We start from the raw sequence: 18,903 nt of genomic DNA, 5'->3' as shown, positions 1-18,903 counted from the left end.
GTCGGAGACGAAGGCCGGGGGCGGCAGGTCGGGTGACTCGGCGAGCGTGGCCTGGAGCCATGGGATGGCCGCCGTGAGGGCCTCGGGGGAGGGGCCGTCCTGACGGGCAAGGCAGAGCCCGGCGCACAGCCAGCGCTCCGCGTCCTGGGGTCCTCGCAGCTCCGTGCTCATCCTCTTCGCCTGAAGGTAGGGCTTGAATTCATCGTCAGCTCAGGGGGGCGTGGGTGGTGCTGGTGGGACGGTGGTGCCCGGTGCCTGGGGTGGCTCGGCTGGAGGAGGAGTGGGAGCGGCAGGTGCGGTACCCGCATCCTCCGTCCAGCGTGTTTTCCTGCAAGTCCTTGCTCGCTTTGTCGGCTGAATGCAGCGAGGGGCGCAACCCCACGGCCACCAAGCTTGGGTTGCTCAATCGACGGTGAACCCGCCTACCGCGCGAGCAGCTCCTGGAAGGTGATGCCGTCCAGGTGCAGGCGGTGCACCGCTTCCATGAACCGCTCGGTGCAGATGACCATCGAGGCGTAGTTGCCCACCCGGAACAGGTCCAGGTCCGTGGGCAGCGAGGCCGCGTCGAGGATGGGTTCGTCTGGCCGCCGGAATCCATGCCGGCCGCAGGTGGCGCACGGCGGAGGCACCTCCGGGGGGATGCAGTCCGGGTGCAGCCGGCCGCGAGGCTCGACCTGGAGCTCCAGCAACTCCGGTGCATCCTTCTTGCGAAACCGGAGCTGGGTGGGGCAGCCGAGCAACCCCCGCACGCCTTCCGACTGGAGGCGCTCCAGCACGTCGCGACGCAGGAGGAGTTTCTCTCCTCCCACCCAGACGATGGGGCCGAAGTCCCCAGTCGCACGCCCCACCAGCGGGCCGAAGCCCGTTCCAGGTGGCAGCTCGGCATTCGGAGGTGCCAGGGGGCGCACCAACTCACGCAGGCGCGCGAACTCGGAGAACGGCTCGGGCCGGGCCTTCACGAACTCGTGGCGCTCGGGTAACTGAGACAGGTCGATGGACGGGTACTCGTAGCCCACGTCGCTCCAGGTGGCACCGCACGTGTGACACCGCACGCCGGGCAGCGACAACTTGTGCCATGCGTCGACGACCCCGCCGTGCCGTGCTGCAACCACCCTGTCCTCCTCCATCCAGAAAAAACGGCGCATCCGTCCTCACGTGCCCGGGCGAGAGTACCTTCACGCCACTCGCCTTCTCGATCTTCTCGTGGCGTTGTGCCCAAGCGAATCGCGAATGAAGAAGGCACAGCGGCGTCGGTTTCACGTCAGCCCCAGCAGCCGGGGCACCTTCTCCTCCAGCAGGTCAATCTCCTCGCGGCTCTCGCCGAGGTAGGAGAGGAGCTGGAGGTCCTGCCGCTCCACTGCGCCGCCGTGGAAGATCCACGCGCGCGTGCGCAGCAGCCGGTAGAGCTTCACCAGCTTGCGGTCGCTGATGAACACGCCGTCCTCGCGCGTCAGCGTCTGCACCACCCGGCGGAACTCGCGCAGCAGCTCGTCCCGGAAGAACAAATCCCTGTCACGCAGCTCGCGCCCGTCCGGGCCCGTCTCGCGCTTGCCCATCATCAGCGTCAGGTAGCGGTGCGCCTTCAGCACGTCGTCCAGCGTGGCGTGCCCCTCCGCCCAGGGCTTCTGGTTCAGCTCGCGGTGTGTCTGTGATTCCAGGCCCGAGTCCAGCAGCTCCAGGAAGTAGCGGTCCTGCACCGGCCGGCACGCCGCCTTCAGGCAGAAGCGGTCCTTCAGCGCCCCCAGCTCCGCGTGCTCGGGCAGCTCGTTGGTCGCCGCGAAGAGCACCTTCAGCCGCACCGGCTGCGGCGCGCCGTCCTGGTAGAACTTGCGCTCGTTGATGACCGTGAGCAGCGCGTTCAGGATGGCCGAGCTCGCCTTGAACACCTCGTCCAGGAACACCAGCCGCGCCGTGGGCAGCTTGCCGCCCTCGCGCCGGATGTAGCGGCCCTGGCGCAGCAGGTTGATGTCGATGGGGCCCAGCACCTCCGACGGCTCCGTGAAGCGCGTCAGCAGGTACTCGAAGTAGTCCTCGTTCGGGATGCGCAGCGCGTCCCGGAACTTCAGCACCAGGTCCGACTTCGCCGTGCCCGGGGGGCCCACCAGCAGCAGCGGCTCCTGCGCCACCGCCGCCACCGTCATCAGGTCCACCAGCCCCTGCTTGCCCACGAAGTGCCGGCCCAACGACAGCCGGAAGCGGTTCAACCGCTCACGCAGGGCCTGGGCCTCGCGCGAGAGCGCGTCCAACGACAGCTCGCTGATGGGGTCGGCGGCGGATGGCTCGCGCCGGGGAAGACTGCTCATGTTGTGCGCTCCTCCAGCTCCCGATGGATGCGCCGTCGCACCAGGAATTCGTCCTCGTCCAGCCAGCTCCGCGCGCGCTCACCCGTGCCCTGGCCCACTTCCACGTGGCCCACCACGAGCGCGTCCGCCAGCTCCACCACGGAAAGGCAGAAGTGGCTGTTCGTGTTGTAGCTGTCCGTCACCGCCGGCAATCCCTCCGACAGCCGCGCCAGGCCCGGCAGCGCCACGTCCACCGGCGCGTACGCCAGCGCGCCCGCGAGACTCCGCGTCAGCGCCAGCCGCTCCGGCAGCGCGCCCTTCGCCGCCGCCAGCGAGTCGAAGGCCCGGTCGAACACGGTGACCGCTTCCGGCGTATGGCCCAGCATCGCCAGCCCCGCCGCCACGCCGAGCTGCGCCGGCAGCGGCGTCTTGGGCCGCGTGAGCAGCCCCCGCGCCGCCTCCACCAGCTCCGCCGCCTGCCGCGACAGGCCCACCCGGCGCAGCGCGCGCAGGCTCATCCCGAGCAGGCCCTGCGCCCACGCGGGCGACTCCGGCGGCAGCGCCACCAGCACCTTGCGCAGCCGCGCCGCCAGCTCCGTCGCCCGGTCCGCCCGGCCGAAGAGGGCCATCAGCGTGAGCGCATCCCCCAGCAACTGTCCCTGCACCTCACCCGGGAGCGTCTCCAGCGCCAACAGCAGCCGGTCGAACAGAGGGAGCGCGCTCGCGGGGGAAAGCCGGGGCAGCGTGTCCAGCACGCCTCCCACCAGCCGCTGGCGCTCCGGCGCGGGAAGGCCCACGGCCACCGCCCGGACGGTGAGCCTGTCCAGCTCGGCGGCCACCTTGCCCGCGTCCTTCACGTCCCGCAGCGCCGCGAATTCCTCGCCTCGCAAGTCACGCGCGCCGCGCCCGAAGGCCCGCGCCGGATCCAACCGCTCGCTGGGCTCCAGCAGCGCGGACGCCTGCCGCAGCCGGTCCACCTTGTACCGCTGAAAGGTGCTCAGCGCGTTCAGCTCCGAGGCGATGTCCGGCGGCAGCGGCGTCTCCGGCGGCAGCCCCTCCAGCGCCTGCTGCACGCGCGCCCCGTAGGCCCGCGCGAGGAAGCCGTGGATGGGCTCCTGCGTGTCGAGCGCTCCGGCCGCCGTGGCCGCCAGCGCGCGCGCCCGGTCCGCCTGCCCCAGCCGCGCCAGCCCGCAGGCGAAGACGAAGTGCACGTACGCCTGCGTGAGGGCGGGCGGCGCCTCCACGGAGGAGCGGCGGCGCGTCGTGCGCTCGAAGCGCTCCAGCATCGCCTCCAGCTGCGCCACCAGCCGGGGCGCCTGCACCGAGTTCGTGCCCGCGCGCAGGAAGCGGGGCACGTCGCGCGCCAGTGACAGACCGCGCTGGAGCATCGTCAGCAGCCGGTCTCCGGCGCGCGCCAGCCCGAGCGGGTCTCCTCCCGCCAGCCGGTCCAGCGACGCCCGCGCGAGCCACAGGGAGCGCACGTCGAGCGATGCGTCGTGCCGGTCCAGCCACCGCTGCAGCGAGGGCACATCCCCGGGCGCCGTCTCGCCGGGCACCAGCACCGTCCGCGTCAGGGCGCTGGCCAGTGCCCGCACGTCGTCACCCGAGGGCTCGGTGCGGGAGAGCAGCTCGGCGGCCGAGGCCGCGCCGTCCGCTTCCGCCCAGCGCGAGGCCAGGTCCGCGGCCTCGGGGCCCGCGGCCTCCCACAGCGCGCGCGTCCAGCACAGCCCCGCATCGCGCCGGTTGCCGAGCTGCCCGTTCAGCTCCGCCATGCGCACCCACAGCTCGCGCCGCTCGGCCGAGTCCGCGGGCGCGTCGAGCGCGAGGAAGGACTTCTCCACCTTCGCCAGCTCCTCCTCCGCGGCGCTGAGCTGCGTGGCCGTGAGCGGCGCCAGGCGCGGGCCCGAAGCCGGCGCCGCGCGGACGGGCATGACCTGCGTGGGCCGCGCGGGCGCGGCGGGCTCCGTGGGGGCGTTGCGCCGGCGGCGGGACGAGCGCGACTCCGCATCGTCCTCCGCGGGGGCCTTCTCGGCCTTCTGCTTGCCGAGGCTGACCCACTCTCCCTGCTCGGCCTCGAAGGCCTCGAAGTCGAAGGTCGCTCCGCGCACCCAGGGCGTCAGCGCGGCGGCGCCGGTGTCCACCACGTAGTCCACCCACGTGTCGAGCGGGTGGAAGGCCGACTCGGGCAGGCGCTCGGCGCGGAAGGCCCCGCCGCCCGTGGGGTGCAGCCAGGTGACGGTGTCCCGCTCGGGCGCGAGCAGCGCGCGCAGCCTGTCTCGCCGCACGGGCGGCTCCAGCAGCCCGTCACACGGCAGGAAGAGGTCCGCGAGCTGCGGCAGCGGCGCGTATCCCATGCCCGTCAGGCCCAGCTCCGGCGGACGCTCGCGGCCCGGCCTCGCGCGCAGGACGATGCATGGGGACTCCGGCGGACCGGCCACCGCGAAGCGCAGCTGGGACAGCAGCGCCTCCGGCAGCGTGTGCACCAGCGACTCCACCTGGGCCACCGCGTTCTCTCGCAGCACCCAGAGGCTGGCCGGCTCCGTGCGCGCCGCCCGCGTGAGGCGCAGCGGCACCGAGAGACGTCCCGGCGCGGGCTGGGGCTCCCAGTCCTCCGCCGGCTCGGGGAGGCGCAGGTCGGTGACTTGATAGAGGTCCGTCCACGGCCCGTCGGGCGCGGTGAGCCAGGGCCCCGTGCCGGTGATGAGCAGCAGCGTCCGGGGCGCGGGTTGAAGCGTGCGCGCCAGCGGGTGCGTGTATCCCAGCTCCACCCAGACGGAGTGCTGCCCGGGCACCGCGGGCACGAAGGCGCGCAGCCCGCCCGTGTGGTCCAGCGCGCCGGTGAGGGTGAAGTAGGGCGGCGCCATCGCCCGCAGCAGGGCCCGGTGGCTGGCTTCGCCGTCGCCGCTCGCGAAGAGGACCTCCTGCCGGTCGCAGCCCAGGCGCAGCATCTCGCCCGCCAGCGGCAGCAGGGCTTCACGGGCGGCCGGAAGGAAGAGCACCGGGCCGGTGGGCGCGGCGTCGACGGGGACGCGGCGCGGGGAGACGAGCTCCGCCCAGCACAGAACCGGCGTGGGCTCTCCGGCGTCCGGCTTCGCCCCCTTGGCGCCAGGCGACGCCCGCTGCTGGAGCGAGGCCTTGCCCGTCGCCGCCTCTTCGGCGCCCGACTTCGCGTTCCTGGCACCGAGCGACGCCAGCCGCTGGAGCACGGCCTTGCCCGCCGCCTCCGCCTTCGCCACCTTGACGCCGAGCGACGCCAGTTGCTGGAGCGCGGCCCTGCCCGGAGCGACGTCCGGGGTGACGTGGAGCGCACCCTCCGCGGTCCGGCGGTAGCGTGCCGGCGCGGCCTGCGTTTCGAAAGGGATGAAGCCGGAGGTGAGCGCGAGCTGGAGCGCTTCCTCACTGGGGAAGACGAGCGTGGACATCAGGCCTTCTGGCCCACCTTTCCGGAAGTCTCCTCGGCCGAGGACGTGGGCTCCGCGACCTGACCGGACGGCGTGTCGCGCTGGACGATGACGCGGCCCACCTCGGACGCCTTCAGCGCGCCGCCGGCGATGAGCTTGTCCACGAGGCGCCGGTGCTCCTCCTCGTGCTCCATGGGGAGCGCGTCCGCGTCGCTCTCGTACTTGATGAGGATGTCCTTGCGGCCCGTCGCGGGGTCCACCTGGAGCTGGAGGATGAGGCTAGCCAAGGGCGGACTCCTTCTTCGGCGCCTGCGCGGGCGCCAGGTGGGTGAAGGCCTCGCGGTCCAACACCTTGCGTTCGATGAGCAAATCCCGCAGCGCCACGAGGCGCGCCTTCTCGCGCTGGAGGATGTCACGGGCCCGGGCGCGCTGCTCCGCCAGCACCTGCTCGATGGCGGCCTCCAGCGTGCTGCGCGTGGCGTCGGACAGGGCGTGCCGGTCCGCCTGACGGCCGGGCGCCTCGAAGCGGCGCACCGGCACCCGGTCGCCGCCCATGCCCAGCTCCTCCACCAGCTCGCGGGCCATCTCCGTGGCGCGCTGCAAGTCGTGAGCGCTGCCCAGGGACAGGTCGTCCAACAGCAGCGCCTCGGCCTCGCGGCCGCCGAAGAGCATGCAGATGCCGTCGAGTATCTGCCCGCGCGTGACGACGTAGCGGTGCGCCGGGTCCGCGTACTGCACGAAGCCGAGCGAGCCCGCGAGGTCCCCGCGGATGCTGATGCGGTCGATGGCGGGCGCGTGGGGGCAGAAGAGGGCGCACACCGCGTGGCCGGCCTCGTGCGTGGCCACCACCTTCTCCTCCGCGGGCGTCAGCTCCGGCCGGTCGAGGAACTCGGTGAGGGCGCGCTCCACGTCCAGCGCCTCGGTGGGCGCCTGCGTGGCGTCGCGCAGCCGGCGCCGCGCCAGAGCCCGGCAGAGCGCCTGGATGTGGTCACCGGAGAAGCGCGTGCCGGTGCCCTCCACGAGGTCCCCCGTGCGCTTCACCGCGTAGTCCATGGCCCGCTCCGTCATCGCGAGGCCCAGCTTCTTGTCGTAGATGGACAGGATGGCGCGGCGGTCCGTGCTGTTCGGGTAGGGGATGCACAGCTGGAACTCGAAGCGGCCGGGGCGCAGGAGCGCCGGGTCCAGCGACTCCACGAAGTTGGTGGTGCCCACCACGAAGACCAGCTCCTCCTTGCGGAAGCCGTCCATCTCCGTGAGCAGCTGGTTCACCATGGAGTGCTCCACGCCGGAGCCGGTGAAGGTGCCGCGCGCGGCGGCGAAGGAGTCCAGCTCGTCGAAGACGATGATGCTGGGCGCCGCCTGCCGGGCGCGCACGAAAATCTGGCGGAGGTTCTCCTCGCTCTCGCCCACCCAGCGGCTCTTCAGCTCCGGGCCGCTCACCACCTGCACCGCCGCGCCCAGCGCGGACGCCATCGCCTTGGCGAAGAGCGTCTTGCCCGTGCCCGGAGGGCCCCAGAAAATCATCCCGCGCGGCAACAGCGCCTCCACGCGCTTCACCGCCTCCGGGTCATTCAGCGTGTCCTTGTGCGCGAGCACGTCCAGGATTTCCTGCTGGAGCCGCTGCTTCACCTTCGCGTACCCGCCGATGTCCCCGTGCAAATCCAGCTCCGGCACGCTGAGGTTGCCGGTGAGCGTGGCGGTGCGCAGCTGCGCGTACGCGGGCCTCGCGTCCGTGGGGTAGTCCTCGCCGGTAATCGCGCCCAGGAGCCGGCGCAGCCGCACGGCGTTGACGCCGGACACGTGCTTGTAGAGCGAGTACGGTTGGAGACCCCGGCCGAACTTGCGGCTCTCGCGCTGGGTGATGAGGTAGCGCAGCCTGTCGCGGCTGACGCCGAGGATGCTCTCCTTGTGGGGGAAGAGGTTCTCGATGACGCGCGGCAGTGGGAAGGACGGGTCCTTGAAGCCGACCCAGACCATCTCCGGGTTCTCGTACAGCAGCGGAATCACTTCGCGTGCTTCCGAGGTGAGGCCGCCGCTGCTGGTGGTGAGCAGGTCCAGGTGGGGCAGCACGATGATGCGCTCGCGCACCGCGCCGCGCACCGCGTCCCGCAGCTGGCCGATGAGCGTGGCCATCATGCTCGGCGGGGGCATGCCCGGAGGCGGCTCCTGCGCGGGGCGGCCGTCCAGGTAGAGGAACTGCTTGCCGTCCTTCTTCAGCCTGTCGCGCAGGCACTTGTAGAAGAAGGGCGTCAGCTCCTTGTCGGCTTCAATCATCACCGGCAGGCCGCGCAGGAGCGCCTCGCAGACCCGGCCCAGCTCGGCGGGGTAGGCGGCCTCGACGGCGGCGAAGGGGGACAGCTCGACGGGCAGCGACTCCTCGGGGACGCGCTGGCTCATACGCGCACCTTGATGGTGAGCGAGCCGGTGGCCGCGTCCTCGTGAATCTCCTCCACGGTGCCCAGCTGCCGGGCGCGCACCTTGAGGGCCTCGGCCGTCACCTTGTTGCTCACCGCGTCCAGCTCCGACTTGAGGTCTCTCAGGCGGCCCTCGAGGCGGCGGGTGACGTGCTCGCGCATCCGCTCCGCGGCGTCCTTCGCCTCGGTCTCCAGCCGGTCCAGCGCCTTCTGCCGGGCCTGGGCCTCGGCGTCCTTGTCGCCGACCCTGTCGATGACGGTCACCTCGCCCGTCGCCGTGAGCTTCACCTCGGCCTGGTCCGCGAGCGTGACGCTCACGTCGCCGGTGGTGACGTCCACGGCGACGCGGACGCCGTCCGGCTCGGTGCGCACGGCGACGTCACCGTCCTGCTTGAAGCCGCGGCCCGCCAGCTCCGCCGCGAGCAGCCCGGCCAGCTCCTCGCGAGACAGCAGCGGCAGCAGCTCCAGCTTGGAGCACACGCCGTCCTCGGCCTGGACGACGCGGTTGAGGGACTCGGAGACGGAGATTCGGTAGGCGCGGCTCATGGGGCGCTCTCGGCGGAAGGGGGAGGAAGGGTAGCGGGAATCGCGCTGGAGGTCGTGAGGGACGTGGACAGCTCGCGCTCCAGGTCCGCGGCGCGGCGGAAGCCGGCCTCGCCGAAGGCGCTCCACTCGGACAGGAGGAGCTGGGCGGCGTCGTAGTCATCGTCGAAGAAGCGCACGGCGCGGTGGTCCGCGTCCCAGCGCGCGAGCCGCCCCAACGTGCGGAGGAAGGCACCGGAGGCCCGGGCCGCCTGGGCCCGCTGGCCGAGCGACGCGGACGGGGAGAGGCCCGCCACCCAGTGCGCCGCGGGCTGCTCCAGCAGGGGCCGGCCCGCAGCCAGGAGGAAGCCGGCGAGGTCCCTGCGCCCGGCGGCGTCCACCGCGTCGAGCAGGAGGGACAGCACCGCTTCCTGCGCGGTGCCGAGGGCCACCAGCGCCGCGGGCTCCAGGATGAAGCGCTTGGACTCCTCGAGCTGGCGCCAGCGGCGCGCGAGGTCCTCCCGCAGCGCCTCCAGCAGCCAGCCTCCGTCCGCGAGCAGCGGGGTGAAGTTCGCGGCGGAGAGGGCCGGAGGCTTCGCGCCGAGCAGGTCCGGGAAGCCGAGCCAGCAGAGGGCGGAGCCGCGGAAAAGCGCCTGCTCGCCCACGGCCTGCGCGCAAGGCGTGCCGGCCACGAGCCGGCAGCAGAGGTAGAGGAAGAGCTCGTCGGCGGCGGTGGGAGTGCCTTCGGCGGGCAGCGGCATGCAGCCGTGCTTCACCAGCGGCTGCTCCAGCATCCACCGCAGGGTGAGGAAGGTCCGGGGCGAGAAGTGGAGCGCGGGGGGCGCGTGCCGCTGCCAGAGCCGGCCGGAGCGCTCCTGCCCGCCGTCGAGGTAGCGCCGCTGCTTCCAGCCTCCGCACCGGGCGAGCGCGAGGACGCTGCCCTTGGCGAGGGTGTCCTGGAGGACGCGCATGGCGCCGGGGCTCAGCCGGTCCGGGACGGTGTGCCTGTCTCGGAGCAGGTCCTCCACGGAGGCGTACTGCCCCAGGCCCACGATGGCGCGGGCGAGCGTGAGCAACGAGTGCTCGGCGAGGGAGACCTGGGTCATGGACGGAGGCGGTTGGCCAGCTCGGGCCAGCCGTTGATGACGAGCTTCCCGTCGACGAAGTGCACCTCCGCCGTGTTGGGGGCGCTGAAGCGGGGCTCGTCCGGCGAGTAGCGCGGCGTGAGGAAGTGCATGACCTGGTTGCGCGAGCCAATCCAGCGGCGCCGGGTCTCCGGCTGGTCCTTCTCGAAGCGGCCGTCGACGAGGAGGTCCACGGTGGCGAGCAGGCGCTCCACGTCCGGGTGGGCCTGGGCCTTCAGCTCCGCCAGGGTGAAGCCGGTGAAGACCATGATGCTGAGTCCCGCGGCGCGCACGCGCTCGCACAGGTCCGCGGCGGGGCCGGGCTGCGAGAAGGGTTCGCCGCCCAGCAGGCTGAGGCCCTCGATGCCGGGCGTGGCGAGGACTCGCGCGGCGAGGTCCTCCACCGTCATGACGGTGCCGCGCTCGAAGGCGAACATCTCCGGGTTGCAGCAGCCGGGGCAGCGCAGGGCACAGCCCTGGACCCACAGCGCGAAGCGGTGGCCCGGGCCCTCCGCCTCGGTGCGGGGGACGAGCTGGGCCACCCGGAGGGACGGGGCGCTGCTGGGAGAGGTGCCTGCGGCCGTGGACATAAAGCCCCCGCAGCATGCCAGGAGCGGCTCGGGAGGGGGAGGGCCGCCACCGCCAAGGGCATGGCTGCCCCGGAAAAGCCGGAAGGTCGGAGGTCGCCGACGGCCGGGCGGGCAACGCCTCGTCGCGACGGGGATGGGGCGTGGCGCATCCGGTGTTGGGTCAGCAGTGCCATGAGTTCCCCCTTCTTCGCCAAGGCTTCGAGTCGTCGAGGGCTCCCGAGAGCCGGGCGAGGGGTGAGCACCGAGGTCCTGGCCACGGGTGGAGCGCGCGCCCGCCGCTGAGTCGCGGGCGCCCCTCTCCGCCGTCCTCGCATTCGCTCGCGCGCGCCTGCGCTCGCACGAGCGCTTCTCCACCTCTCTTTCGCCAGGAAGGAGCAGCTCCATGTGGGCTCTGTCCACCCTCGCTTCGTTCGCGGCCCCGTCGCTCGGGCTGGCGCTCTCCCTGAAGGGACTCCCCGGAGTGGCCCTCGTCGCCGTCGTGGCAGGGCTCGCGGGCTGGCTCTACACGCGGCTGGACGCCCTCGTGGTGCGTCTGCATGGCGTGCGCCGGCTCCACTTCGAGGAGGCGCCCCGGTTGCATGAGCTGGTGGCCCATCTGAGCATCGCCGCGGGGATTCCGAGTCCCCACCTCTACGTGGCGCGCCACCCGCGGCCGAATGCCTTCTCACTCGGCCTGAGGCCCTGGTCCTCCAGCATCATCCTGACGAGCTCGGCACTCGACGAACTCGACGAGGCGGAGCTGTGCGCCCTGGTCGCGCACGAGCTCGCGCACCTCGTGCATGGCCACACGCGCCGGGCCACGCTCGCCGCCGCGCTGACCGCGGCACTGGCGAGAACCGGAGCGAGGCCCCAGGGGATGCTCGCGTGGCTGCATCGGCTGGGGACTCCGCCCGAGCGGGACCTCGTCGCGGACAGGACCGCTGTCCGGCTGCTGGGCGACACCCACTGCCTCTCGTCCCTGCTGACGCGGCTGGGGGAGCGTGCGCCCCGCGAGTCGGCGGTCTCCACCTTCGACGCGGGCAGCGCCTTCATACCCCCGGGCGTGGAGGAGACACCGGCTGCATCCCTCGACCCGCGCCTCCGGCAGCTCCGGAGGCTGGTCGCGGAAGAGCAGGCGCGGCGCGCGAGGGCCATCGTCCGCCGCTCGCACCGCCGCGGCTCCCGGTTCTCCCCGCGCCCGCGCGCGCCGGGGCGGCGGACCGCCGTTCATGCCCTGCCAGGTCAACGGGTGGTGCGCCGGAAGGACGGGCGTCGCGAGCCCCGAAGCGAGGCAGCTCCTTTCACCCTTTCCGAATCCCCATCTTCCCATGGACATGATGACGACAGTCGCTCTGGGCGTGGTGGTGGTAGCCATCGTCCTCCTTTCCATCGACCGCATCCCCGTCGAGGTGAGCTCGCTCGCCATCGTCGTGCTGCTGGTGCTGACCGGACTGCTGACGCCGCGGGAGGCCCTCTCCGGGTTCTCGAGCGAGACGGCCATCTTCATCTTCGCGCTCCTGGCCCTGACGCAGGGGCTCGAGGCCACGGGGGTGATGCAGCTGGTGGGCCGGCGGCTGCTCTCCCTCTCGGGCTCCAGCTCCTGGGGCTTCACCGTCATGCTGCTGGTGGCCGTCTGCGCGTTCTCCTCCGTGGCCTCGAACACGGCGGTGACCGCGGCGTTCCTCCCCGTGGCGATGGCCTCGGCCGCGCAGGCGGGCGTCTCGCCTCGCCGGCTGCTGATGCCCATGGCGTTCAGCTCCATGCTGGGGGGCACCGTCTTCCTGTTCGGCACGTCCACCAACCTCGTCGTCAGCGCGGCGATGGAGGAGCAGGGGCTCGGGCGCCTGGGCTTCGCCGAGCTCACGCCGGTGGGGCTCCTGCTCGCGGTGGTCGGCATCATCGCGACGCTGGTCCTCATGCGGCGGCTGCTCCCGGAGCGGGGCGTGGAGCACGAGGCGAAGTGCCTGCCTCGGCGTGACTACGTGACGGAGGCGGTGCTCACGCCCCGCTCCCGCTTCGCGGGCAAGGAGCTTCGCTGCCTCACCGAGGGACTCGGGATTCCGGTGCGGGGCCTCGTGCGCCAGGGCACCTTGTTGCCTCCCGAGCCGCGGGAGGTGCTCGTGGCCCGTGAGCACCTGCTCATCGCCGGCGGCCTGGACGACATCCTGCGCGTGAAGAGCCTCCGCAGCATCGGCCTGCGGGCGGACCTCCGGATTCCCGAGAGCCCCCGCCAGACGTACGCCCTCGTCGAGGTGTCGGTGCCTCCGACGTCGGCCCTGGCCGGCAGGTCCCTGCGGGACGTCCGCTTCGCGGAGCGCTACGGCCTCGTGGTGCTGGCCATCCACCGCCATCCCTTTCTCCCGTCCGTCCACCCCCAGCCGAGCGCGACGGACGGCCTCCCCGGTGGGGAGGTGCTGAAGAACCTCCCGCTGTCGGTGGGCGACCTGCTGCTGCTCGGTGGACCCGAGCAGCGGGTGCGCGGGCTCGCGCGGGACGAGGACCTGACCGTGCTGGGCGATGTCGAGTACCAGCGGCCGCGCTACCGCCGTGCCGCGCTCGCCGTGGCCATCTTCGCGGGCACGGTGCTCGTCGCGGGGCTGCGGCTCACATCGCCGGCCATCGCCGGGCTGGCGGGCATGCTGGTGATGGTGGCGACGGGCTGTGTCGACGCGCGCACCGCGTTCCGCGTGGACTGGCGGGTCGTCATCATGATTGGCGCGCTGCTGACGCTCGGGAGCGCGGTGGAGAAGAGCGGGATGGGAGAGCATGTCGCCCAGGGCCTCCTGCCCCTGGTGGAGCTCGTGGGGCCTCGCGGAGTGCTCTTCGTGCTCATGCTCGGCACCATCGTGCTCTCCGTGCCCATGAGCAACCAGGCCGCCGCGCTGCTCATGCTTCCGGTGGGCATCCACGCGGCCATGGACATGGGGTTGGACCCCCGGGCCTTCGCGATCGGGATTTGCCTCGCCGCGTCGTGCTCGTTCCTCACGCCCCTGGAGCCGTCCGCGGCCCTGGTGTACGGCCCCGGGCGCTACCGCTTCCGCGACTTCCTCCGCGTGGGGACGCCGCTGACGGCGCTGATGCTCGCGCTGCTGACGGTGGTCGTGCCACTCGTCTGGCCCCTCGCGGGGCCGGGCGTGGCCGGCGGTCTGGGTTGACAAAGTGAGTCCATCTTGTCAAATATGTCGGGAATGGCTCCTGACCCCACGGGTGCGCCCAGGCCGGGCGACGACGCGCGCCGCCGCAAGCTGCTGGACGCGGCGCTGACGGTCTTCCTGCGCTACGGGTACCGGAAGACGTCCATGGACGAGGTGGCGCGGGCCGCCCAGGTGTCGCGGCAGGGGCTGTACCTGCACTACGCCACAAAGGAAGAGCTGTTCCGGGCCACGTTCCAGCACACGCTGGAGGGCGCGCTGGCGGCGGCCACCGCGGCGCTCGGGGACAGCTCGCTCCGGCTGGAGGCGCGGCTGGTGCGGGCGTTCGACGAGACGACGGGCCGCTTCGTCGGAATGATGGGCGCGGCTGCGTCGGACCTCGTCGAGGTGGGGAGCGACATCATCGGCCCCCTGTTCACCGAGTTCGAAGGACAGTTCCTGGAGGCCGTGACCCGGGCGCTCCGCGCGTCCGGGTTGATGGCGGCCTACAAGGCCTCCGGGCTCACGGCGCGCCAGCTCGCGGACACGCTGCAGGCGACGGCGAGGGGCCTGAAGTACGGGTGCACGAGCCGCGAGGCCTTCGTGGAGCGGATGACGGTGGCCGTGCGCGCCATGTGCGCGCCACTCGGAGAGGGTTCATGAAGAACAGGACGTGGATGCGCTGGCTGGGGCGGGTGGCGCTGGGCCTGGGCGCGCTGCTGGCCGTCGCGGTGGTGGCGGCGCTGGTGGATGGGTGGCGGGCCTTCGGCCAGCGGGCGGACGGGGAGCGGCGCGTGCGGATGGAGAAGTCACCCCAGTGGGGTGGCGATGGCCGCTTCGTGAACCCGCAGCCCTTGAAGAACGACTTCTGGGGCTCGGTGACGGGGGCGTTCAAGGCCAGCGCGTATGGAAGCCCGTCGACTCCGATGCCCACGGTGCGTGCCGGGCGCGAGCGCTTCGCCACGCCTCCGGCCACCGGGCTGCGCGTCACGTGGCTGGGGCACTCCACGCTGCTGGTGGAGGTGGACGGGTACCGCATCCTCACCGACCCGGTGTGGGGCGAGCGCGCGTCGCCGCTGAGCACGGTGGGACCGAAGCGCTGGTATGAGCCGCTCGTCGCGCTGGACGAGCTGCCGAAGCTGGACGCCGTGGTCATCTCGCACGACCACTACGACCACCTGGACGAGCCCACCATCACCGCGATGAAGGGCTGGGACACCCGCTTCATCGTGCCGCTAGGCGTGGGCGCGCACCTGGCGTACTGGGGGGTGCCCGCGGAGCGCATCGTCGAGCTGGACTGGTGGGAGCGCACGAAGGTGGGAGGGCTGGAGATTGTCGCCACGCCGTCGCGGCATGCATCCGGGCGGCTCGTCATCGACAACGACGCGACGCTGTGGGCCAGCTACGCGCTGATTGGCCCCCAGCACCGCGTCTGGTTCTCCGGCGACACGGGGCTGTTCCCGGCGATGCGCGACATCGGCGAGCGTCTGGGGCCGTTCGACGTGACGATGATTGAGTCGGGGGCCTACGGCAGCGCCTGGCCCGACTGGCACCTGGGCCCCGAGCAGGCCGTCCGGGCGCACCAGATGGTGAAGGGCCGGGTGCTGCTGCCGGTGCACTGGGGGCTGTTCAACCTGGCGTTCCACGGCTGGACGGAGCCGGTGGAGCGGGTGCTCGTGGCGTCCCAGCGCGTCGGAGTGACGACGGTGGTGCCGAAGCCGGGGCAGAGCTTCGAGCCGGAGGCGCTGCCGGAATTCGTGCGCTGGTGGCCGGAGCTGCCCTGGCAGACGGCGGAGCAGAACCCCATCGTCGCGTCGCAGGTGGACTGAGGAGGGGGACGCGATGAAGGTGATTCTCTTCGGCGCGACGGGCATGGTGGGGCAGGGCGTGCTGCGCGAGTGCCTGCTCGATGACGGCGTGGAGCAGGTGCTGGCGATTGGCCGGAGCGCGACAGGGCAGAATCACGCGAAGCTGCGCGAAATCGTCCACAAGGACCTGCTGGATTACTCCGCCATCGAGGGGGAGCTGTCGGGGTACGACGCGTGCTTCTTCTGCCTCGGGGTGTCCTCGGCGGGGATGGCGGAGGCGGACTACACGCGCGTGACGTATGACCTGACGCTGGCGGCTGCCCGGGTGCTGGCGCGGCTGAATCCGGGGATGACATTCATCTACGTGTCCGGCGTGGGCACCGACAGCTCCGAGAAGGGCCGGGCCATGTGGGCGCGGGTGAAGGGGCGCACGGAGAACGCGCTGCTCCAGCTTCCGTTCAAGGCGAAGTACATGTTCCGCCCCGGCTTCATCCAGCCGATGCACGGCATCGTGTCGAAGACGAAGCTGTACCGCGTTCTCTACGCGGTGGTGGGCCCGCTGTATCCGGTGTGGAAGACGCTCTTCCCGAAGTACGTGACGACGACGGAGCAGGTGGGCCGGGCCATGCTCCACGTCGCCTGCCAGGGCGCTCCGAAGACCGTGCTGGAGAACGAGGACATCAACGCGCTCGCTCCCGCGCGGGCCTGACGGGCCGGGTTGGCCCTCGGCCGGGCCATGTTGCGCTATACTCCCCGTGTCGTTCTCGCTCAGAGGGGGAGATCGAGGCCATGCCCAAGCAGCACAAGGTCACCGAAGGTGACTGCATCCTGAGCATCGCCGAGCAGCACGGCTTCAAGGATTATCACACCGTCTGGGATGACGCCGCCAACGGCGCGCTCAAGAAGGAGCGGCCCAACCCGAACACCCTCGTGGTGGGCGACGCGGTGGAGATTCCCGACGTCAAGCCGAAGCAACTGGGCGCGGCCACCAGTCAGACTGCGAAGTTCACCCTCAAGCAGGTGAAGGGGGCCCGTCTGCGCCTCGTGCTGCTGGGCGCCGACGACAAGCCGCTGGAGGGCAAGAGCTGGGAGCTGACCGCTCCGGTGGAGGCGACGGGGAAGACCGGCGCGGACGGGCTCATCCAGGTGGAGCCCCTGCCGGTGAAGGAGACGCAGGGCACCCTCAAGGTCACCCTCCGGGAGAAGGCCAGTGCTTCGGCGTCCGCCGCGCCGGCCAGTCCTCCCGCGCCGGCCTATCCGCCGACCATCGTCCCGGACGAGTTCAAGGACGCGAAGCCGCCCGAGGTCGACCCCGAGCTGGATGCCATCGAGTGGGAGCTGAAGCTCGGCAGTCTTCCCTCGTACAACCACGAGAGCGGCGTCAAGGCGCGCCTGTGCAACCTCGGCTTCCTCCTGGCGCCGGACGCGGACGCCACGAAGACGGAGGACGCCGTGAAGCGCTACCAGAAGGTCTTCCTCAAGCAGGACGCAGGCTCGGGGAAGACGGCTGACATCCAGGACGACGTGCGCGCCCGGTACGACACCCCGTGAGGCTCTCGCCATGAAGCGCACCGCCGCCGTTGCCCGCACCGCCGCCGACCTGGAGCACCTGAACCGCCTCCGCACCGCCACGTTCGGCGTGCGCGAGCTGCGCCTGCTGGCCGGCACCCAGAAGAGCCACTCGTACCTGGCGGACGGCGCGCCCCCGCCGGCCACCGAGGACAAGGGCACCGACGGCTTCCACTTCGCGCCGGGCCAGGAGAAGGCACGAATCGCCTACGTCCTCGAAGATCGGGCCGCGCAGCTCACGAAGGGCACGCTGGAGCTGTTCCGTCGGGGGAAGGTCGAGCCCATCTGGAAGAAGGCGCTGGAGGCGAAGGATCTCACCCACGGCGAGCACTCGCTGGAGTGGGATGGCACCATCGACAAGGACCCCCAGGACTTTCCCGAGGGGCTCATCACCGCCGAGCACTCGCCCTACAAGCTCAAGCTGACGTTGGAGGGCAGCGGCACCGCCGACTCCCCGGTGGCGTGGACGTACTTCCACGTCCTCCTACACTCGCTGGAACTGGAGCTGGGCGACAAGGCCCTGCTCACCCGGCCCCTGGACCTGGCGCTGTGGGCCTCGCTGGTGATGAAGGCCGGCTCCGTCGCGGCCGTGGTGCCCGCGCCGGGGGCGACCCGGGAAATCCGGCTCGTCAGCAACCTCTTCAGCACCGGCAACGACAAGAACAACAACACGGCCTTCACCGCGTACAAGACGCTCTGGGACAAGGGACCACACCTGCCTCTCGTCGCGAAGTTCCTCGTGCGCAAGTCCGACGGCACGAAGGTGGACGCGCCCAAGGCGGTGGGCAAGGTCCGGCTCCAGTGGGACTTCGAGGACGTGCCCGAGGACACCAGCCGCCACTACCTGGAGGCGCGCGAGTACCTGGACGCGTCGCTCGACCGGTACAAGGCCACCACGAAGCCCAAGGGCGACAACTGCCACAAGGACCACGGAGGCAAGCGGGGCGACGCCACGCAGTCCGTCTTCCCGACGCCACCGAATACCTTCCCCTTCAAGGTGGAGCAGGCCACCTCGCGCAAGTGGTCCGCGTATAGCGAGGCGGCCGTCACCGGGCCGCACCAGGGCCGCACCGGCGTGCTCTTCCAGCCCTCGCGCATGGCGGGAGACGCGTACACGCTCACGGTGCGCTTCCCCTACGTGCGCAAGCCGGATGGCAAGGACGACCTCGACACCGAGGACGACACGCTGCTCAAACACGCGCTCTCCGCGTCCACCGGTGCGTTCCAGGTGTGGCGCGAGGTGCACCTGGTGAAGTACCGCAAGAAGGACGCCTCCATCACCAGCATCAACCTGGCGACGGTCCAGGACTACTACGAGAAGGCCTGGCTGCGGCTGGAGGACAAGACGGCTGGCACCATCGATGGGATGCCGGGCTACGACGCGAAACTGCGCACCCAGGTCAACGCGCTGGTCGGCCCCCGGCAGTACGTGCTGGAGGATGGAGACCAGGGAACCCTCACGCAATCCGCCGCCCTGTACCGCTCGCGCGCGGACTTCAAGGCGAAGCTGGCGGCGGCCATGGGCTGGACGGCAGCCCAGGTGAACACCTGGGTGAACGCGAACATCGGCGCCTCCATGTCGAACTTCGAGGACTTCCTGGAGAGCGTCACCGACACCGTGGTGCCCCTCGCGTGCGACGGCTACCTGTCCGCGCTGGAGGGCATCAACATCCTCCAGTTCAATCTCTACTGGGAGACCACGGACGGGGTGTCGAGCGGCACCAACGGGTTCGCGTCCACGGACTTTCCGTCCATGGGGCTCAACCGGGCCGCCTATCTCCAGACGCGGATGAACTACGGTGGTGGCCTCAACAACATGCAGCAGACGACGACGCACGAGATTGGCCACATCCTCTTCCTCCCGCACACCGTCACCGAGGGAGGTCCCGCCGGGCTGCATGACGACACAGCGCATTGGAACAACTGCACCATGTCGTACAACTACAACCAGGAGCGGAAGTTCTGTGGCCTCTGCCTGCTGCGACTCCGAGGTTGGGACCAGACGAACCTCGACAAGGACCGGACGAGGAACAAGAAGGTGTGAGGGGCGCGGCGTGTGGGGCCCCGTCACGCTGCTGACATT

At 71.4% G+C, this 18,903-nt stretch carries 14 protein-coding genes and 1 pseudogene; 7 read left to right on the top strand and 8 right to left on the bottom strand.

Going from position 1 to position 18,903, the window contains the following annotated elements:
• Positions 1-422: 422 nt before the first annotated feature.
• The 8 genes from sitI6 to HG543_RS20490 form a co-directional block, all read right to left on the bottom strand.
• Positions 423-1,145, bottom strand: a complete 723-nt coding sequence (gene sitI6 / locus HG543_RS20525; RefSeq protein WP_169346508.1) for a SitI6 family double-CXXCG motif immunity protein — start codon at positions 1,143-1,145, stop codon at positions 423-425.
• Positions 1,146-1,256: 111 nt separating this feature from the next.
• Positions 1,257-2,303, bottom strand: a complete 1,047-nt coding sequence (locus HG543_RS20520; RefSeq protein ID WP_169346507.1) for an AAA family ATPase — start codon at positions 2,301-2,303, stop codon at positions 1,257-1,259.
• Positions 2,300-5,704 carry a DUF8586 domain-containing protein gene (locus tag HG543_RS20515; protein ID WP_169346506.1) on the bottom strand — a complete coding sequence of 1,135 codons (3,405 nt, stop codon included), beginning with the start codon at positions 5,702-5,704 and terminating at the stop codon, positions 2,300-2,302. The genes HG543_RS20520 and HG543_RS20515 overlap by 4 nt, the downstream gene beginning before the upstream one ends.
• Positions 5,704-5,970 (bottom strand): hypothetical protein, encoded by a 267-nt coding sequence (locus HG543_RS20510; RefSeq protein WP_169346505.1) that lies wholly within the window; start codon positions 5,968-5,970, stop codon positions 5,704-5,706. Before HG543_RS20510 ends, HG543_RS20515 begins: the two co-directional genes overlap by 1 nt.
• The gene (locus HG543_RS20505; protein ID WP_169346504.1) at positions 5,963-8,080 is read right to left on the bottom strand and encodes an AAA family ATPase; all 2,118 of its coding nucleotides are present in this window, start codon (positions 8,078-8,080) and stop codon (positions 5,963-5,965) included. The genes HG543_RS20510 and HG543_RS20505 overlap by 8 nt, the downstream gene beginning before the upstream one ends.
• Entirely contained in the window at positions 8,077-8,643 is a 567-nt protein-coding gene (locus tag HG543_RS20500) for a hypothetical protein (RefSeq protein WP_169346503.1), read from the bottom strand. The genes HG543_RS20505 and HG543_RS20500 overlap by 4 nt, the downstream gene beginning before the upstream one ends.
• Positions 8,640-9,725, bottom strand: coding sequence for a hypothetical protein (locus tag HG543_RS20495; RefSeq protein ID WP_169346502.1), 1,086 nt, complete (start codon positions 9,723-9,725; stop codon positions 8,640-8,642). The genes HG543_RS20500 and HG543_RS20495 overlap by 4 nt, the downstream gene beginning before the upstream one ends.
• Positions 9,722-10,333 carry a 4Fe-4S single cluster domain-containing protein gene (locus HG543_RS20490; RefSeq protein WP_169346501.1) on the bottom strand — a complete coding sequence of 204 codons (612 nt, stop codon included), beginning with the start codon at positions 10,331-10,333 and terminating at the stop codon, positions 9,722-9,724. Before HG543_RS20490 ends, HG543_RS20495 begins: the two co-directional genes overlap by 4 nt.
• A gap of 382 nt (positions 10,334-10,715) precedes the next feature.
• Between HG543_RS20490 and HG543_RS57030 the strand changes: the two are divergent.
• The 7 genes and pseudogenes from HG543_RS57030 to HG543_RS20455 all read left to right on the top strand — a co-directional run.
• Positions 10,716-11,150 (top strand): annotated as a pseudogene (locus HG543_RS57030) (M48 family metallopeptidase); the annotation flags it as partial.
• A gap of 391 nt (positions 11,151-11,541) precedes the next feature.
• On the top strand, positions 11,542-13,467 hold the full coding sequence (locus HG543_RS20480; RefSeq protein WP_169346500.1) for an SLC13 family permease: 1,926 nt from the start codon (positions 11,542-11,544) through the stop codon (positions 13,465-13,467).
• 33 nt (positions 13,468-13,500) lie between these two features.
• Positions 13,501-14,106, top strand: coding sequence for a TetR/AcrR family transcriptional regulator (locus tag HG543_RS20475; RefSeq protein WP_169346499.1), 606 nt, complete (start codon positions 13,501-13,503; stop codon positions 14,104-14,106).
• The gene (locus HG543_RS20470) at positions 14,103-15,272 is read left to right on the top strand and encodes an MBL fold metallo-hydrolase (protein ID WP_169346498.1); all 1,170 of its coding nucleotides are present in this window, start codon (positions 14,103-14,105) and stop codon (positions 15,270-15,272) included. Before HG543_RS20475 ends, HG543_RS20470 begins: the two co-directional genes overlap by 4 nt.
• A 13-nt stretch (positions 15,273-15,285) precedes the next feature.
• On the top strand, positions 15,286-15,960 hold the full coding sequence (locus HG543_RS20465) for an NAD-dependent epimerase/dehydratase family protein (RefSeq protein ID WP_169346497.1): 675 nt from the start codon (positions 15,286-15,288) through the stop codon (positions 15,958-15,960).
• Between the two features lie 80 nt (positions 15,961-16,040).
• Positions 16,041-16,802, top strand: coding sequence for a hypothetical protein (locus HG543_RS20460; protein ID WP_169346496.1), 762 nt, complete (start codon positions 16,041-16,043; stop codon positions 16,800-16,802).
• A 10-nt stretch (positions 16,803-16,812) separates the two neighbouring features.
• Positions 16,813-18,864, top strand: coding sequence for a zinc metalloprotease (locus HG543_RS20455; RefSeq protein WP_169346495.1), 2,052 nt, complete (start codon positions 16,813-16,815; stop codon positions 18,862-18,864).
• Positions 18,865-18,903 lie beyond the last annotated feature (39 nt).

The organism is Pyxidicoccus fallax (assembly GCF_012933655.1).
In the GTDB taxonomy this organism is placed as follows: domain Bacteria; phylum Myxococcota; class Myxococcia; order Myxococcales; family Myxococcaceae; genus Myxococcus; species Myxococcus fallax.
The sequence above is the reverse complement of the archived record's forward strand: the minus strand, read 5'-3'. Positions and strand labels throughout refer to the sequence as shown.

Coding starts and splice junctions, on each gene's coding strand:
- sitI6 (WP_169346508.1), bottom strand. CDS start 1,145: ATGCGCCGTTTTTTCTGGATGGAGGAGGACAGGGTGGTTGCAGCACGG.
- HG543_RS20520 (WP_169346507.1), bottom strand. CDS start 2,303: ATGAGCAGTCTTCCCCGGCGCGAGCCATCCGCCGCCGACCCCATCAGC.
- HG543_RS20515 (WP_169346506.1), bottom strand. CDS start 5,704: ATGTCCACGCTCGTCTTCCCCAGTGAGGAAGCGCTCCAGCTCGCGCTC.
- HG543_RS20505 (WP_169346504.1), bottom strand. CDS start 8,080: ATGAGCCAGCGCGTCCCCGAGGAGTCGCTGCCCGTCGAGCTGTCCCCC.
- HG543_RS20500 (WP_169346503.1), bottom strand. CDS start 8,643: ATGAGCCGCGCCTACCGAATCTCCGTCTCCGAGTCCCTCAACCGCGTC.
- HG543_RS20495 (WP_169346502.1), bottom strand. CDS start 9,725: ATGACCCAGGTCTCCCTCGCCGAGCACTCGTTGCTCACGCTCGCCCGC.
- HG543_RS20490 (WP_169346501.1), bottom strand. CDS start 10,333: ATGTCCACGGCCGCAGGCACCTCTCCCAGCAGCGCCCCGTCCCTCCGG.
- HG543_RS20480 (WP_169346500.1), top strand. CDS start 11,542: ATGCCCTGCCAGGTCAACGGGTGGTGCGCCGGAAGGACGGGCGTCGCG.
- HG543_RS20475 (WP_169346499.1), top strand. CDS start 13,501: ATGGCTCCTGACCCCACGGGTGCGCCCAGGCCGGGCGACGACGCGCGC.
- HG543_RS20470 (WP_169346498.1), top strand. CDS start 14,103: ATGAAGAACAGGACGTGGATGCGCTGGCTGGGGCGGGTGGCGCTGGGC.
- HG543_RS20465 (WP_169346497.1), top strand. CDS start 15,286: ATGAAGGTGATTCTCTTCGGCGCGACGGGCATGGTGGGGCAGGGCGTG.
- HG543_RS20460 (WP_169346496.1), top strand. CDS start 16,041: ATGCCCAAGCAGCACAAGGTCACCGAAGGTGACTGCATCCTGAGCATC.
- HG543_RS20455 (WP_169346495.1), top strand. CDS start 16,813: ATGAAGCGCACCGCCGCCGTTGCCCGCACCGCCGCCGACCTGGAGCAC.